Genomic DNA, 16,819 nt, shown 5'->3' with positions numbered 1-16,819 from the left:
AGAATGGCATGAAGGAAATTTCAACAAAGGAAGTACAACAAGCTTTAGAACAAGGTCAGGCACTAAAGTTAATTGATGTACGTGAAGTGGATGAAGTGGAGTCAGGACACATTCCGGGAATTAATCATATCCCACTTGGCTTACTCGAATTTCGTATGCATGAGTTAAATAAAAATGAATCATATGTTATAGTTTGTCGATCGGGTGGCCGTAGTGGTCGTGCTACTCAATTTTTAGAAAGTCAAGGCTTCGATGTATCCAATATGGTTGGTGGTATGCTTGCTTGGGATGGTGAAGTACAGTAAGGAGATGCGGGGAACCTGTAGCGCTTGCTATATTTTTTTAACAAAAATAATACCCGCATAGGTATGAAGGAGGAAGTTATGAGAATTAAGGTAGATTTTCAGCTAGATGCCAAGGGGCTTTCTTGTCCTATGCCGATTGTTAAAACGAAAAAGGCGATGGCTGATTTAGTAGATGGTCAAATTTTAGAAGTATCAGCAACAGATAAGGGTTCGAAAGCAGATATTGCTGCATGGGCTGAATCTGTGGGGCATCAATATATTGGGACAGTGGAAGAAGAGAGTGTGCTTAAACATTATATTCGCAAATGCTCAGATGACACAATGGATGAGAGAACATTTGAACAGACAATTGAGTTAGAAGAGGTTATGGAAAGAGAAGGTCTTATTCTCGATGTTCGTGAGGGGGTAGAGTTTGCTTTTGGTCACATCGAGGGAGCAAAGTCTATTCCGATGGGGGAACTAGAAGCTCGCCTTTCTGAGCTTGATAAATTGCAAGAGATATATGTCGTTTGTCGAACTGGGAAGCGTAGTGATTTAGCTGCTCAAAAGCTTGCGGCACATGGTTTTACAAAGGTATTTAACGTTCTTCCAGGGATGACTTCCTGGACGGGGCATTTAACAAAACATATTTAGGGGGAATTTATTATGTCAAATAAAGTAGCGATAATTGCAAGTAACGGTGGTCTTTTCGATGCGTATAAAGTATTCAATATTGCGACGGCAGCGGCTGCTACAGAGAAAGAAGTAGCGATCTTCTTTACATTCGAAGGATTAAATTTAATCCATAAACAAGGGATGCATGCATTACCTATGCCTGCTGGAGCGGAGCATTTTGCAGAAGGGTTTGCTAAAGTTAATGTACCAGCAATTCCACAATTGGTGGAAATGGCACAAGAATTAGGTGTGAAATTGATTGCGTGTCAAATGACGATGGATGTAATGGGTTTAACGATAGCTGATTTTATTGAAGGTATCGAGGTTGGGGGAGCTGTGACATTTTTAGAGTTTGCTAAAGATGCAGCACCGTCATTAACATTCTAATTTATTTATAACTATACAAGCGGAGAGGACAGTCCTTTCCGCTAAAAAAACCAATAAAATAATACCTTAGGGGGTAACGATAGTGTCAGTTCTAAAATGGAGCGCAGCACAAGTAGCGAAAAAAGTAATAAACAATGAAGAACTATTTATTTTAGATGTTCGAAATGCGGATGCGTTCGAAGATTGGAAAATTGATGGCCATAAATTTGAATACCTCAATATTCCGTATTTTGAGCTATTAGACGGCGTGGAGGATATTTTATTGAAGATTCCAACGGGTAAAGATGTATTAGTCGTTTGTGCGAAAGAAGGATCATCGCTGATGGTAGCTGAGATGTTATCAGATGCAGGACGTACGGTCGCTTATTTAGAAGGTGGAATGAAAACGTGGAGTGAATATTTAGAACCGATTAAAGTTGGAAATTTAACAGGTGGTGGTGAGCTTTATCAGTTTGTACGCTTAGGGAAGGGTTGCCTTTCTTATATGGTCATCTCTGAGGGTGAAGCAGCAATTATCGATGCTGTGCGTTTTACTGACGCATTCACAAGCTTTGCGGAAGAGAAAAACGTAAAAATTAAATATGTGTTCGATACACATTTGCATGCGGATCATATTTCTGGTGGGCGACATATAGCAGCTACTACTGGTGCGACGTATTATTTACCACCAAAAGATGCAGAGGAGGTTGTGTTTGACTATACACCTTTACTTGATGGCACAACTGTACAAGTGGGCGCCTCAAAAATTGACGTAGGAGCGATTTATTCGCCTGGTCATACAATTGGTTCAACGTCCTTTGTTGTGGACAACAAGTATTTATTAACTGGAGATATTTTGTTTATTGATTCAATTGGACGCCCTGATTTAGCGGGTCTAGCAGAAGATTGGGTTGGTGATTTACGTGAAACACTTTACAAACGATACAGAGAATTATCGGATGATTTAATTGTTTTACCGGCTCACTTTATGATTATTGATGAACTAAATGAAGATGGAACTGTGGCAAAACATCTTGGACAATTATTTGCCGAAAATCATGGCTTAAATATTAAAGATGAAGCTGAATTCCGAAGTGTTGTTACAGAGCATTTGCCTCCACAGCCAAATGCATATCAAGAAATTCGTCAAGTAAATATGGGTAAGGTTACTCCGACGCAGGATGAGCAGACAGAGATGGAAATTGGTCCAAATCGCTGCGCAGTTCGATAGTCCGTTTATAAAAAATGGTTAAATGCAATGAGTACGCATGCATGGTTATAGCATGTAAATACCGCGAAGCGAAGGCGCTCATCCTTCGTAAATTCGTGAAAAAACAAATAGAACCGGCAAAATCGCTTACAACGTTTGCTGTTCCAAAGGAGAAAAATATGAAATCAAACTTACAACTAGATGCAAAGGGTTTATCTTGTCCAATGCCTATAGTGAAAACAAAAAAAGCGATAGATACATTGGCTCCGGGTGAAATTTTAGAGGTTCAAGTAACGGATAAGGGAGCTTTAGCGGATATCCCTGCTTGGGCAAAAGCTGGCGGTCATATGATTTTAGACAAAGCTGAAGACGCTGGTGTCATTACATTCTATATTCAAAAAGCTTAAAACTGGTGAGGGTTGTCTCTTCTATTAGAAGTTTAGAACAACCCTCCTTTCAATTGATATGACAATGCCATTAAGGCGCAAGTAACCAGAAAGAAGGAAAAAAGATGGATTTAGCATGGATTATTACAATATTTTTGATTGGCTTTGTAGGTTCATATGTATCGGGAATGCTAGGCATTGGCGGATCGATTATAAAATATCCAATGTTATTATATATCCCGCCTTTACTTGGTTTTGCAGCATTTTCAGCACATGAGGTATCGGGGATTAGTGCGGTACAAGTGTTTTTTGCCTCTATTGCTGGGGTATGGGCATATCGTAAAGGTGGTTATTTAAATAAATCACTGATTATTTATATGGGTGGTGCCATATTAACAGGAAGCTTCGTTGGTAGTTATGGCTCCCAATTTTTATCTGAAGAAGGGGTTAACGTCGTTTATGGTGTATTGGCGTTGATTGCTGCAGTGATGATGTTTATTCCTAAGAAACAAATTGACGATAAGCCGTTGGATGAGGTAACGTTCAATAAACCGATAGCGGCCATATTAGCATTCGTTGTTGGTATTGGATCGGGAATTGTTGGGGCAGCTGGTGGCTTTTTGTTAGTACCTATCATGCTAGTAGTATTAGGCATACCAACACGTATGACAATCGCTACAAGCCTTGCTATTACTTTTATATCCTCAATAGGCGGTACAATTGGAAAATTGATGACGGGACAAGTTGATTATTATCCTGCATTCATTATGATTGTAGCAAGCCTAATAGCAGCTCCATTAGGTGCAAAAGCAGGGAAAAAATTAAATACAAAAGTTTTGCAAGCTATTTTAGCGGTGCTCATTTTAGCAACTGCCATTAAAATTTGGATGGATATATTGTAGGGGGCTGTAGTAAATGAAAATTGAGATTTTCTCGGATTTTACATGTCCGTTCTGCTATATTGGCAAAAAAGAATTGGAACGTGCTATTGGCTTAGCGGGTTATTCAGGGCAGGTAGAAATTGAATATAAAGCATATCAAATTGGGCCAGATACGCCTAAGGAGGATGCACCAACTGTATATGAGGATAAGGCTGAAAAATTTGACTCCTCGATAGAAGAAGTGAAGGAAATTACTAAGGGTATAGCAAAGCGGGCCGAAGAGGTTGGATTGCATTACAATTTTGAAAATATGAAAACGGCGCATACGGAAAAAGCTCATCGATTAGCAAAATGGACACGACAGTTTGGTAAAGAGTCGGTCTATACGGAAGAGCTTATGAGTGGATATTTTACGGAAGGAAAAGACTTAAACGACGATATGTTCCTGTTAAAAGTCATAGAAACTTTAAACTTAGATGTCGAAATAGCAAAGGGTATTCTGGCATCAACTGACTTCGGTGAAGCTTTAGACAAAGATCGATATGATGCCCAACAACTAGGTGTACAAAGTGTTCCGTTCTTTGTTTTCGAAAATCGTTACGGTATTAAAGGTGCAGAGCCAACTGATGTTTTTGTACGGACGTTACATCAAGCTGCAGAGATAGCGGGTATTCAGCCGGTATTAAAGATGATAGGTGATGGTGAAGCTATTTGTGCTGATGGTGAATGTAAATTATAAGAGAACACTAAAATGCCGGGCGTAATCTGTACTCGGCATTTTTATCTTCATTCAGCAATTTTTACTGTGCGAAAGCGGTAATTACGCCAAGGTGAAATTGATTAGGAAAAAGTGCATACTGCGAGAGGTATTAAGTCTCGTTTGATGTGTTATAGAACAAAAGAATTCATAACTTTATCCTCTAAATGGTTCTATTTACGTAAGGTGTGAGGAAAATCACATCGAAAAACATGCTACTTTGCTAAAATATAGGTGATTATACAAAGGGGGGTATTGTAGATGAAACCTATAGTAGCAGGAGTAGCGGGGACAGTACTGTTAGCAGGTACACTTTTTGTGGGGGCAGTCATTAGCGACAAAATTTTAGGGGATGCTAAAGGAGAAAGTAAAGAAACTGCTGTACAAACAAAAATACCAACGACAGCGGCTGCTCAGTCAGTTGTCTATGCGCCACCAAGTATTGAAGAAGTACCAGATGGACCTATGAGGGAAGCAATATTATACGGCTATGAGCTTGTAAATAATACACATGTTGCTGCAGAAAAATATGTTGGGAATCAGTTGTCTTGCACAAGCTGTCATGCGGGTGCGGGTTATGATGAGCAAGTTTCGTCATTGGTAGGTGTTATGGCGAATTATCCTCAATATATTGCACGCTCAGGTGATATTGTAACGATTGAGGAGCGTATTAACGGTTGTATGGTTCGCAGTATGAACGGAAAGAAATTTGATATGAATAGTAAAGAGTTAGAAGCGATGGTCTCATACTTCGCCTATATTTCAGAAGGTGTACCTATTGGGGCAGAGCGTGAATGGGTAGGTACAAGTACTTTGAAGAACATTCCTATACCGAATGTTACGAATGGTGAAGAAGTATATGCCCAGTCTTGTATTACTTGTCACGCAGCTGATGGCTCAGGTACTGGTGCTAATACAGGTCCGGCATTATGGGGTAAAAACTCATTCAATGATGGAGCGGGTATGGCGAGAATGTCGAAAATGGCTGGCTACATCAAACATAATATGCCGATTGGTGCAGCAGGTACTTTGACAGATCAAAATGCCGCTGATTTAGCAGCCTTTATCTTATCGCAGGATCGACCTGAATGGGCAAATCACGATAAAGATTGGCCAAAAGGCGAACGTCCTAATGATGTTATGAATAAAGAAAAACGGGAACAAGTTAAAAATGGCACAATAAATTGGGAGCAAATACTTTCTGCTAACTAAAATGAAGAGAGAACATCCCTTGCGAGTAGAAATAATATTCGTTTCATCTACCTTTAGATAATTTATGTCTAAAGGTATTTTTTTATCTAAAGATGGAAATCTACATCTTGAGGCTGTATATGTGCACTTTCTATATTTAATAATTATTACAGATTTTCTGCTTATCCAAAAAATTATGGATGACATTATATAAGTTGATTGGAGTGGAGACTGGGGACTCCTTGGGGATCAGCAATAAAGGAACGAAGGCTAAAAGCATCACGTCCTGTGATAACGCCTTCGTGACCAACATCGTGTTGGCCCGAGACCCTGGAGCGCAGCAGATGTTTTCTGTGCGAAAGCCGCTCAAAACCATATCCTTTATTAAAGAACTATTTCTCGGGTCAACCGTTCTATACATGAAAAGAAGTACAGGTCTTAATTTGTTATACTAGCAGTATTAGGAAGTAGCATCGGAGGTGACGCTGTTGATTTTTTTGAAATTTTTAATCGAACTCATTGTTGTATCAGTACTTATTTACTTTGTAAGTGGTCGATTAATTGGTTCAAATATTAATTTTATACGTAGGGTTCTTTCTGTAGTTATTAGTGTGACGCTTACGTCCTTTGTTTATTGGTATACCTATTTACGTCATACAGATTTTTTATACGAGCCAATGATGCAAACAGTGACAGAGGTCAGTACACTTGTTTGGATTGGCTGCATGCTACTAATTTCGATGCTGCTCTATCTCGTTTTTGAGCTTTTTGATCCAAGTGGTATGACAGCTAGAGATCGTCGGAATGGCAAAAAAAATTTATTATTGCGCCTTCGTAGTTACTGGCGACAGCAAAAGCGTTTGCGTCAGGTGTTAAAAATAGCAGTGACAAATGGCGTTGTTCAAACGATTAAATACGCAAGGCAACGAGAAAATGAAAAGGAGCTTGCTATTGCTTTAAGGATTACTTTGGAGCAATGTGGTGGGATATTTATTAAATTTGGTCAGGTACTTTCTACTCGTAAGGAACTGTTTTCGCCTATTTTTATTGACGAGTTAGAGAAGCTACAACATAATGTGAAGTCTTTATCGTCAGAGCAAGTAACCCAAATTTTAGAAGATTCACTTCCTAAGCCTATGAATGAAATATTTGCAAGCTTTCAAATGGAGCCTATTGCGGCAGCATCTATTGGACAAGTACATAAGGCACGATTGAAAAATTTTGATGAAGTCGTGGTGAAGCTACTACGTCCAGAAGTGAAGGGAATCATGCGAGACGATCTCGATATTTTAGAGGAATTTGCCAATTGGCTTTCAAACAAATCTACATGGGCTGAGTCGCTTGGGTTTCGAGAGCTAGCTAAAGGATTTGGCGATGGGTTACGTGAGGAAATTCATTTAGATATTGAAGCTCGTAATACATTGCAGGTGACGAATGCTCTTACAAAAAGCGATTATAAGGTGAAAATTCCTAAAATCTATACAGAATATTGTAATGAAAATATTATCGTCATGGAATATGTACGGGGAAAAAGCGTTGCAAATGCTGCGGCTGAATTTAATCGATTAGAAAATGATCGTAGACAGTTTGCGCGGACTGTTTTATGTTCTTTCATTGAACAGATGCTTGTTTCGGGTATATTTCATGCGGATCCACATCCGGGAAATATTCAGATTGATGAGACGGATGGCACACCGATCCTTCTTGATTTTGGGGCTGTTGGTCGTTTGGGAGCTACACAACAAGAAGGCTTAAAGCTAATTTTAATGGGGATTCATCTAAGTGATTCAAATACTTTATTTGACGGCATAACGTTATTGGTTGAAAATGCAGATCATGCAGATCGTGCAAAAATAGAGCAAGCAATTGATCAAATTCTCTTGAAAATTTCTTACGTGGATCGAATTCCGACAGAAGAATTAATACATGCGTTATTTACGGTTGTTCGTGATTTCGGTCTTACTTTCTATCCAGCAGTAGGTTTAGCGCTGCGTTCATTAGTAACATTGGAAGGGACATTACGGGTAATTGACCCGAATTTTGATATTTTCACGGAAGCGAAAGATTTTTCATCTGCATATATGCGAGCATCCTTCCTTAAGCCATTTAAAGAACCGATGGCAACGAAGGAACGTTTACAAGAAGAATTAGCAATGCTTATTCCGGCATTGCACAAAATGCCAAGACGAGTTAATCAGCTCATTCAACGGGTGGAGAGCGGAAAAATTACGTTACATCACGATGTTTTTTCGGATGAGGATAATGCTCGTTTTATTACAAATTTGTTTTCCCGTTTAGTCTTACTTCTCGTAGGTATTACCTTTGGGATTATTTCTGTAGCACTTTTAGCAATCTCGCAATTTATTCGTGAAGCGTACGCTGTTTACTTAAATACAGCTGCATACTTGGGATTGTTTTTATGTGCCATTCTTTTGGTACGCCTTTCTATCCAAGCGCTACGTTCTATGAGGCAATAGGAAGCACCAGCTTGGAGTGGAAATCAATCTTTGTTTATTGAAACACATTATTTATATCTATTCTTTTGCGACAAGATGAGGTAGGGGAAATGCTCCCTTACCTTTTTTATTTTAACTTCTTTCAGCAGATTCCGGATGCAATTATGTCGAGCCATAATGGATAAATGTTCTCGTGAAATATTACAAAAACATTACAAAACAGAAATTGGGTCTAATGGTAAAGTAGTTAAAAACGTTGTTATGTAGAATAAAACGTAGTTTTGTAGAATTTAATAGAATTTACATGAATATTACAAGAATGTTGCGAGTTTTACTAAACGATTAAAAAGCCGTGAAATAGTATAAAAGTTATGCTAATAATGCTAAACTTTAAAAGGCTAATAAAATATAAGAGAAATAAAACAATCGTTCCAGTGATTACATTAAAATACTAAGAGCGAAATTGACTAGTGAAGGGAAAGAATAACGTGGGTAAGCGCAATAAATGGCGTAAGTCGATGGTGCTAGCATTAGCACTAGCTGGCGGCTTATTATTTAATACAGTTCAACCAACCGTAGTGCACGCGGAAGAAACATCTCAACAAATGATTGATAAGAAAGCTAAAATAGATACAGAGGTTAAAAAGCTACAAGAAGAATTAACTAAACTACAAAAAGAGATCGATGAAAAAGTAAAAGTATTTAACAAAGTACAAGCAGATATTAAAGAAGTGGATGCAGATATTGTAGATACTAAAAAACGTATTGAGCAACGTTCAGCGATTTTAAATGATCGTATGGCTGCATACCAAGCTCAAGATAATACTGTGGGCGTTTATTTAAATGCTGTTCTTGAAGCAAAAAGCTTTGCAGATTTAATGGACCGTGTCGTAGCGGTAAAAACATTAATGGATGCTGACCAAGATTTAGTAGATCAACAAGAAGCGGATAAGGCTAACTTAGAGAAACAAAAAGCAACATTAGATGAAAAACAAAAAGAGCTTCAAAAGCAATTCCAAGAGCTTCAACAAAAGGAAAGCGAAATGGAAGTGAAAAAAGCTGAAAATGAAGCGAAATCTCTTGCGTTAAAGGCACAAATTGCAACGAAACAAGAAGAAGAACGTTTAGAAGCAGAACGTAAAGCAGCAGAGGAAGAAGCAGCTCGTTTACGTGCACTTCAAGCAGCTACTCCAGTAGTACAAGCAACAAATAACAACGTTAACGATAATACTAGTAACAGTAATACTAGCAATGCTAACAATAGTGGTAAAGCGAACAATGAAAAATCACCACAAAAAGTCGTTGTTGGTTCTGGTTCAGGTACTGCATCTTCAGGTGATGCAATTTCAACTGCAAAGCAATTCTTAGGCCGTAGCTATGTTTGGGGCGGCAGCAACCCATCAACAGGATTTGACTGTTCAGGTCTTGTACAATGGTCTTACAAACAAGCAGGCGTATCTTTACCACGTACAGCATCACAACAATATTTAGCAACACAACGTATTTCAGCAAGTGAAGCACGTGTAGGTGACCTAGTATTCTTCAGCTATGGTTCAGGCATAGCGCATGTAGGTATTTACTTAGGAAATAACACGATGATTGATGCTCAAAATAAAGGTGTTGTCATTGAATCACTTGATTGGTGGAATCAATATTTAGTAGGCTTCGGTCGTATTCAATAAGCCCTACTATTATATAGACGATTTAAATAGCGAAAAGGTCATCCTTGTAAAAAAAATTACAAAGATGACCTTTTTTTTATTTGACGGTATTTAAGGCCCTCCGAGTAAAAATCATACAGCCAGATATAGATCCATTAATTTAGGCTCGACTACTCGATGAATAATGAGTAAAATAGCATCTAAGATGAATAAATTTACATAAGTAGATATATTTACTACAATATTACCTGTTACTAAAATGAAAATAGAGCCGATGTAAGGTATAGCATCAATTATCCATATAATGATTGTCATCGTTATAGCGTATTTCGCTGGATTCATAGAAGGCTAATTCCAATTATAAAGCTAACATGTAAAATGTGTCTTTATAGCCGAAAGAATTGTTTTCTTGCATATTGATACTCATTTCTGATAATTTTGAAATATAGTTAAACTGTTTGTGACTTTAGTTTCGTAGTAATAAAGTAACGAATGATAGAAATTATTACAATACTTACAAGTTTGTCATTTTTGCGTTCATAAAGGTAGGGATGAATCATGGAAAAAGAGATTTTGCAACTTTTTAGTAATTTAACAGAGCGTGACCTTGATATTCAATACAAATCATACGAAGAATTAATGAAAATTATGCAGGAACCAGTTGATTGGACATATTCAGTTTGGGAACAACTTGTTCAAGCTCTTACATATAGAAATGGACATGTACGTGCAAGTGCTGCACAATTTTTATGCGCATTGGCAGCAAAAAGTGATCCTGAAGAAAGAGTATTAGAGGACTTCTTAAAGATTTGGGCAGTAACGTATGATGAAAAAATAGAAACTGCTAGGCATACTTTGCAGGCGATTTGGAAAATAGGTTTAGCAGGGCAGGTACAAAGAGATTTAGTCGTGTCATATTTGGCTAAAAGATTTCAAATATGCTTAGACGAAAAGCACCCGACATCGATACGCTATGATATTATTGTATCTTTTAAAAAGCTATTCGATGAAACGAAAGACCCGAAACTACTAGAGATTGCACAGCGATTGATTGAAGAAGAAGAAGATGGTAAATGCAAAAAGAAATATAAGAATGCCATCCGTTAAAAGATGTAAAATAGCTGTTTTTACGCAAATGCTTTCGTTGAGAGATAGCTTTTATAATATCGATCTATGAAATATAATACCTGCACGTGCATATGGTGATACCTGCATGATCTTTACCCATCGTATTTGTTTATTCTAATTCCACATCTATTTTTTCCTATTAATCTATGATAAACTGCTTAACAAGTGAATAATTCTTGCAGAATAAGGGTGCTGAACTATAGCATAATCGGGAATTCGGTGAAAAACCGAAGCTGTTTCCGCAACTGTAAGTACAGGAATCATAAAGATATACCACTGTCGAATGATCTGATGGGAAGGTTTATGACGCACGACATGATTGAATGTAGTGAACTGTACAAGCCAGGAGACCGACCTTTGTTTGAACGTATGATAACTCTTCGGAAGCTAGGAGAATATGCGGCAATTACATAGGCTATGTTGTGTCTATATGACACTATTTATGTTATTTTCGTTGTTTCCTTAGGAATGGGAACAACGTTTTTTTATGTACACTTATCTTTCACCGGAAGAAATCCTAAGAAGGTGTGAATAAAGTAGAATTTTTCACGAAGGAAAGCGGGGACTTAGATTTGAAAAAAGATGCACGTTATTCTTGTTATCCATTTATGCGTGAAAAGGCATCAACGGTAGATTTTGAAATTCGAACAGATAGCCTTACAACACATATTGGCGTCGCTTTGGCGGCGGTAAAAAAGGAAACAGTGGAGGTAGTATCAGATGATTTACTAGCCATTTTACCAATGGCTTACCATGTAAATGGGTCAGTACGAGGTAAATTGGCGGTAACCGAAGATGATTTGACTTGGCTAAGTGATCGCTATGATTTCTATGTTAGTCATGTTCAGGATGAAATACAAAACTTTGTATTACCTCAAGGGACAGAGGCCGCTACTGCATTACATGTATGCCGTAGTGAGGCGAAAAAATCATATCGTGTTTTGCACAAAGTATCTGAAGAACGGGAAGTACCTGCTATTCTCTTTGATTATTTAGGATTGCTAGCCAATGTCTTTTTTGTAATGGCTGTCTATATGAATCAGCATGCTGGTATTGCTGAAATACCGTTTATTAGTAAGTCATACCCGATGAAAAAGAAAAAAGGAGAATCAATGAAATGAAGAAAATGTTTAAGCTACAATGGCTTTCTCTGTTGATGCTGGCCCTCGTATTAGTTGGCTGCGGCACGAAAGAGGATACAAAAAAAGAAACTGTTTCTAAGGAAGATCAACAAGTTGAGAAAACTACTAGCTATAAAGTTAAGGATGACCGTGGTGTAGAAGTAGAGTTTGATGCAGTACCTAAAACTATTGTTTCATTACAACCGAGTAATACAGAGATTTTATTTGCGCTAGGCGTTGGCGATAAAATCGTAGGTGCAACTGAGTATGATACGTATCCAGAAGAAGCGCAAAAAATTGAGCGTGTTTCTACTTCTACAACATTCAATAGCGAGCGTATTTTAGCTCTAAAGCCAGATGTCGTTATTGCCTATACAACTGGAGGCAAAGATGAAGAAAATTTAAATGCATTAAAAGGCCTTGAGGATGCGGGTATTAAAGTGTTTGCCATTCAATCAGCTAAATCATTTGATGATGTTTACGGGGATATCGAACAAGTCGCAACGGTTATGGGCATCAAAGATAAAGGCGACAAGTTAAATGAAGATATTAAAGGTAAAATTGCAGATGTCCAAGCGAAAGTTAAAGATGTGAAAGAACCAAAAAATATCTATTTAGAAATTAGTCCAAAGCCAGACATCTATACAGCTGGTTCTGGTACATTCCAACAAGAAATTTTAAATGCTGCAAATGTTAACAACGTTTTTGCTGACCTTAAAAGCTGGGTAAAGGTATCTGAGGAAGATATTATTGCGAAAAATCCAGATGTCATTTTAACAACAGTAAACTATGTGAAAGACCCAGCGGCAGAAATTCTTTCTCGTGATGGATGGAATTCAATCACTGCTATTCAAAATAAAGCGGTTTATTCTATAGATACTGATATTTCAAATCGTCCAGGTCCGCGTATTGGCGAAGCAGTTGAATTAATCGCAAAAGCAGTATACCCTGAGTTATTTAAATAGTTTATATTGAAAAAGTGTATTTTGAAGCTGTCCTTTATGGGCAGCTTTTTTGATGATTGGATAAGGTGGATAACTGCTTCGCTATGATGAAAAAGTGATTAGGTGAAGTGGATAACTGCTCCACTATAATGAAAAAGTAAACAGATGAGGTGGATAACTGCTCCGCTATGATGAAAAAGTGAACAGGTGAGGTGGATAACTGCTCCACTATGATGAAAAAGTGAACAGGTGAGGTGGATAACTGCTCCATTATGATGAAAAAGTGAACAGGTGAGGTGGATAACTGCTCCGCTATGATGAAAAGTGATTAGGTAATACGGCCATATTCTCCTATTCAATAAAGCATCGCTTAAATCCCCTCATCGCTTTTGAAGTAGTGTATGACATTTCCTAGTCTGAAAATTGTATTATATCGGATTGTTTTATAATATAGAAGTAAGAATGCTTGCTAACAGAGAGAGGTGCAGTGAGTGAAACAGTTTGATATGAAGATTGTTCCGTTTGAAGCAGTTTATAATTTTCGTGATATGGGTGGTTATAAGTCGAGAGATGGACGTGCCGTTAAGAATGGTTTGATTTATCGTTCAGCAGCACTTGGTAAAATGACGAATGCAGATAAGGAGCTATTTAAAACGCTTGGTGTGAAAACAATTTTTGATTATCGAGACGACCATGAGGCTCAAAATAATCCTAATCCGGTATTCCCATATGCCGAGTATCTTCAAATACCAGCAAAGGGAAATCATGCTTTTGAGATGCCTACAAACACTGGTGGAAAAGATTTTTATAAGGTTGTAAGCCTAGAGATGTTCCGAGAGTTTTATGTGCAAATGCCTTTTAATAATGACTCGTTTAAAAAGTTAATAGCAACGATTCAGCATCCTGAAAATTTAGGGCTTGTTCATCATTGTGCGGTCGGAAAGGATCGAACAGGTATTGGTAGCGCACTTATTTTACTTGCTTTAGATGTACCTGAGGAAACAATTATGGAGGACTATTTAGATACAAATGTACATCTACGTCCCTTAGTAGAACGAATGGCTCAGAAAATTCAGCCAGGTTATAGCGATCAAGAATTGCAGCAATTTTATGCTTTAATGTCGGCCCGTGAGGACTATTTACAAGCGGCATTTGATGCAATGGATAACCGATATGGCTCTAAGACCACTTTTTTAGAGCAAGAGTTTGGTTTAACAACAGAAAAACGTAAGCAATTGCAGGATCATTACTTAATATGATATGAAACCCTTTCGCATAAAATTGTGAGAGGGGTTTTTACGTATTATACTAGCTTTACAATATTTCATTATAAAAACTCTTTACACCTTAAAAATCTATGATAAGATACTATATATTTTTATCCCGCTGTAACGAGTAGTCATTTAACTGTACCGAAAGCGAAGCGTTAGGTACAAAACTCTCATCACAAAATTGGTAGCGGGAAAATTAACCGCACGTAAAATCTTTATGAAGCGTATAGGAGAAGTTGAAATTGTCAGATACAGTAAGAGAAAGTGATTTAAAAGAGACAAGTAAGTTAAGCTTGTTCCATTTAACGTGGCCGATATTTTTAGAAGTATTTTTATTTATGTTAATGGGACTAGCCGATACTTTTATGCTCAGTGCTTTATCAGATAATGCAGTATCAGGGGTTGGTGCAGCCAATCAGTATATTCATATTGCAATTTTAATACTTGAAGTAGTTGGTAATGGTGCTTCCATTGTTGTATCTCAATACTTAGGTTCAAGGCGCTTTTTTGAAGCTGCGAAAATTTCCGCTTTAGCAGTAACGATGAATTTGATCGTTGGACTAATGATGAGTGTCTTATTTTTCTTCTTTTCGAGTCATTTAATGACCATGATGAACTTGCAAGGGGAAGTGCTTAAATATGCCCAAAGCTATTTAGTGATCATAGGAAGCTTTATATTTTTACAGGCAATTATAAATGCATTAGCAGCGATTATCCGTGTACATGGATGGACAAAGCAAACGATGTATGTATCACTAGGTATGAATGTGTTACACGTTGTATTAAACTACGGTTTAATCTTTGGTAACCTAGGATTACCGGAGTTAGGTGTAAAAGGAGCGGCAATTTCCTCGGTTGTAAGTCGGGGATTAGCGGTTCTTGTGTTTTTCTGGCTGTTGTATCAAGTCATGGAAGTAAGAGTAAAGCTAGAGTATTATTTCGAGTATTCAAAGGAATATGTTCGAAAAATATTAAATATAGGCTTACCGTCAGCATTTGAGCAGGTGCTTTATCAGTTTTGTCAGATTGTCTTCCTTTATTATGCAACGTATTCAGGCTCAGAGACACTTGCTGCAAGACAATATGCTATGAATATTTCGATGTTTACATATTTATTTGCGATTGCAATCGGGACGGGCACAGCTATAATTATTGGGCGAAATGTCGGTGCTGGTAAAAAAGATCAAGCTTATCATCAGCTTTGGTTAAGTGTACGAGCAGCTTTTGCCTTTACGATAACTATGGTTGTAGTTGTGACGATATTCCGTAAGCAACTTATGCACGTTTTCACTGATAATTCAGAGATAATAGCTATCGGAGCATCTGTCTTAGCATTAAGCATTCTACTTGAAACAGGGCGTACAATGAATATTGTTGTTATTAACTCGTTGCGTGCCTCAGGGGATGCAAGATTCCCGGTGAAAATCGGTTTCTTATCAATGGTATGTATGAGTCTTCCACTCGGGTACTTGTTCGTATTCGTTTTACATTGGGGGTTAGTAGGTATTTGGCTAGCGATTTCAGCAGATGAATGGATGCGAGCCATTATTGTATACTTTAGATGGAGAAGTCGTAAGTGGGAGCGTTTTGCACTTGTTTCACCTACAGAACAACAGGAGGCGAATTAATGGGAGCACTTTCTAAAAGAGCTGCAGGGGCAGCCTTAATGGATAAAAATATAACACTTTTTGCTTGTCCAATTTGTCAGGAGTCAATGAGTGTATTTGAGCAAGGGAGATTAGTATGTTCCTCAAATCATTCGTTTGATATTGCCAAGCAGGGCTACGTCAATATGCTGACACATGGTGCGATTTCTAAGTACAGTAAAGACCTCTTTGAATCTCGAAAAGCGGTTATTGATAGTGGCATCTATGATTTAATAGAAGAAAAAATCAGAGAGCTAATTGCAAGTGCAGAAACCGTGCTTGATACAGGGTGTGGTGAGGGTTCGCATTTAGCCCGTATTATGAAAGATAAAAAAGGTAACAGTATTGGCATAGGTATTGATATAGCGAAAGAAGGCATACTTGCTGCATCCCGACATTATCCAGAGCAAATTTGGTGTGTTGGTGATTTAGCGAAAAGTCCATTTGCAAAATCAAGCTTCGATGCCATATTAAATATTTTATCGCCTGCCAATTACGAAGAGTTTAAACGTTTATTAACCGAGAATGGTTGTGTTGTTAAGGTTGTACCTCAAAGCGGGTACTTACATGAGCTTCGATCACAATTATATGCGGATTCTACTAAAGAGTCCTATTCGAATGAACAAATCGTTGCTCGCTTTAAAGAAAGCTTTGCCGATGTTTATGTAGAACGTATTACGTATACGGTACCACTAGCTACAGAGCTTGTACCAGCACTGCTTGAAATGACACCGATGGGCTGGCATAAAAAAGAAGGAGTCAATATCCGGTTAACTGAAATTACGATTGATGTTGATGTATTAGTGGGAAGAGTCTAGTTATTTCACATGCAATTGCGATAT

17 protein-coding genes and 1 riboswitch are annotated in these 16,819 nt (G+C 37.8%); of the genes, 16 read left to right on the top strand and 1 reads right to left on the bottom strand.

Going from position 1 to position 16,819, the window contains the following annotated elements:
* The first annotated feature begins 8 nt into the window (after positions 1-8).
* From ACIPKN_RS21520 to ACIPKN_RS21475, 10 genes are all read left to right on the top strand, one after another.
* Complete coding sequence (locus tag ACIPKN_RS21520) at positions 9-305, top strand: rhodanese-like domain-containing protein (RefSeq protein WP_400939972.1); 297 nt, start codon at positions 9-11, stop codon at positions 303-305.
* A 78-nt stretch (positions 306-383) separates the two neighbouring features.
* The gene (locus ACIPKN_RS21515; RefSeq protein WP_400939969.1) at positions 384-938 is read left to right on the top strand and encodes a sulfurtransferase TusA family protein; all 555 of its coding nucleotides are present in this window, start codon (positions 384-386) and stop codon (positions 936-938) included.
* A gap of 12 nt (positions 939-950) precedes the next feature.
* Positions 951-1,346, top strand: coding sequence for a DsrE/DsrF/DrsH-like family protein (locus ACIPKN_RS21510; RefSeq protein ID WP_400939967.1), 396 nt, complete (start codon positions 951-953; stop codon positions 1,344-1,346).
* Between the two features lie 82 nt (positions 1,347-1,428).
* Positions 1,429-2,556 carry an MBL fold metallo-hydrolase gene (locus ACIPKN_RS21505; protein WP_400939964.1) on the top strand — a complete coding sequence of 376 codons (1,128 nt, stop codon included), beginning with the start codon at positions 1,429-1,431 and terminating at the stop codon, positions 2,554-2,556.
* A 158-nt stretch (positions 2,557-2,714) separates the two neighbouring features.
* Complete coding sequence (locus ACIPKN_RS21500; protein WP_400940125.1) at positions 2,715-2,942, top strand: sulfurtransferase TusA family protein; 228 nt, start codon at positions 2,715-2,717, stop codon at positions 2,940-2,942.
* Positions 2,943-3,046: 104 nt separating this feature from the next.
* Positions 3,047-3,823, top strand: coding sequence for a sulfite exporter TauE/SafE family protein (locus ACIPKN_RS21495; RefSeq protein ID WP_400939962.1), 777 nt, complete (start codon positions 3,047-3,049; stop codon positions 3,821-3,823).
* Between the two features lie 13 nt (positions 3,824-3,836).
* Entirely contained in the window at positions 3,837-4,541 is a 705-nt protein-coding gene (locus ACIPKN_RS21490; protein WP_400939960.1) for a DsbA family oxidoreductase, read from the top strand.
* A gap of 279 nt (positions 4,542-4,820) precedes the next feature.
* A complete protein-coding gene (locus ACIPKN_RS21485; protein ID WP_400939957.1) occupies positions 4,821-5,771 on the top strand; it encodes a c-type cytochrome in 951 nt (316 codons plus the stop codon).
* Between the two features lie 467 nt (positions 5,772-6,238).
* Positions 6,239-8,227: an ABC1 kinase family protein gene (locus ACIPKN_RS21480; protein WP_400939955.1), complete on the top strand. Its 1,989-nt coding sequence runs from the start codon at positions 6,239-6,241 to the stop codon at positions 8,225-8,227.
* Positions 8,228-8,694: 467 nt separating this feature from the next.
* Positions 8,695-9,888, top strand: a complete 1,194-nt coding sequence (locus tag ACIPKN_RS21475) for a C40 family peptidase (protein WP_427494806.1) — start codon at positions 8,695-8,697, stop codon at positions 9,886-9,888.
* A gap of 111 nt (positions 9,889-9,999) precedes the next feature.
* Here ACIPKN_RS21475 and ACIPKN_RS21470 read toward each other — a convergent pair whose 3' ends face one another.
* Positions 10,000-10,209: a hypothetical protein gene (locus ACIPKN_RS21470; RefSeq protein WP_400939950.1), complete on the bottom strand. Its 210-nt coding sequence runs from the start codon at positions 10,207-10,209 to the stop codon at positions 10,000-10,002.
* A gap of 216 nt (positions 10,210-10,425) precedes the next feature.
* On the opposite strand from ACIPKN_RS21470, the gene ACIPKN_RS21465 reads away from it, so the two are divergent.
* From ACIPKN_RS21465 to ACIPKN_RS21440, 6 genes are all read left to right on the top strand, one after another.
* Positions 10,426-10,974, top strand: a complete 549-nt coding sequence (locus ACIPKN_RS21465; RefSeq protein WP_400939947.1) for a hypothetical protein — start codon at positions 10,426-10,428, stop codon at positions 10,972-10,974.
* A gap of 190 nt (positions 10,975-11,164) precedes the next feature.
* Positions 11,165-11,368, top strand: a riboswitch (cobalamin riboswitch).
* A 199-nt stretch (positions 11,369-11,567) separates the two neighbouring features.
* On the top strand, positions 11,568-12,116 hold the full coding sequence (locus ACIPKN_RS21460; RefSeq protein ID WP_400940122.1) for an ATP:cob(I)alamin adenosyltransferase: 549 nt from the start codon (positions 11,568-11,570) through the stop codon (positions 12,114-12,116).
* Positions 12,113-13,081, top strand: a complete 969-nt coding sequence (locus ACIPKN_RS21455; RefSeq protein WP_400939945.1) for an ABC transporter substrate-binding protein — start codon at positions 12,113-12,115, stop codon at positions 13,079-13,081. The genes ACIPKN_RS21460 and ACIPKN_RS21455 overlap by 4 nt, the downstream gene beginning before the upstream one ends.
* A gap of 470 nt (positions 13,082-13,551) precedes the next feature.
* Positions 13,552-14,319: a tyrosine-protein phosphatase gene (locus ACIPKN_RS21450; protein WP_400939943.1), complete on the top strand. Its 768-nt coding sequence runs from the start codon at positions 13,552-13,554 to the stop codon at positions 14,317-14,319.
* A 254-nt stretch (positions 14,320-14,573) separates the two neighbouring features.
* Positions 14,574-15,959, top strand: coding sequence for an MATE family efflux transporter (locus ACIPKN_RS21445; protein WP_400939940.1), 1,386 nt, complete (start codon positions 14,574-14,576; stop codon positions 15,957-15,959).
* Positions 15,959-16,795, top strand: coding sequence for a putative RNA methyltransferase (locus ACIPKN_RS21440; protein WP_400939937.1), 837 nt, complete (start codon positions 15,959-15,961; stop codon positions 16,793-16,795). Before ACIPKN_RS21445 ends, ACIPKN_RS21440 begins: the two co-directional genes overlap by 1 nt.
* Positions 16,796-16,819: the final 24 nt, after the last annotated feature.

The sequence above is a fragment of the Lysinibacillus sp. NPDC086135 genome (genome assembly GCF_044746345.1).
In the GTDB taxonomy this organism is placed as follows: Bacteria; Bacillota; Bacilli; order Bacillales_A; family Planococcaceae; genus Lysinibacillus.
Note: the sequence above shows the minus strand (reverse complement) of the source record. Positions and strands in the feature narration are given on the sequence as shown.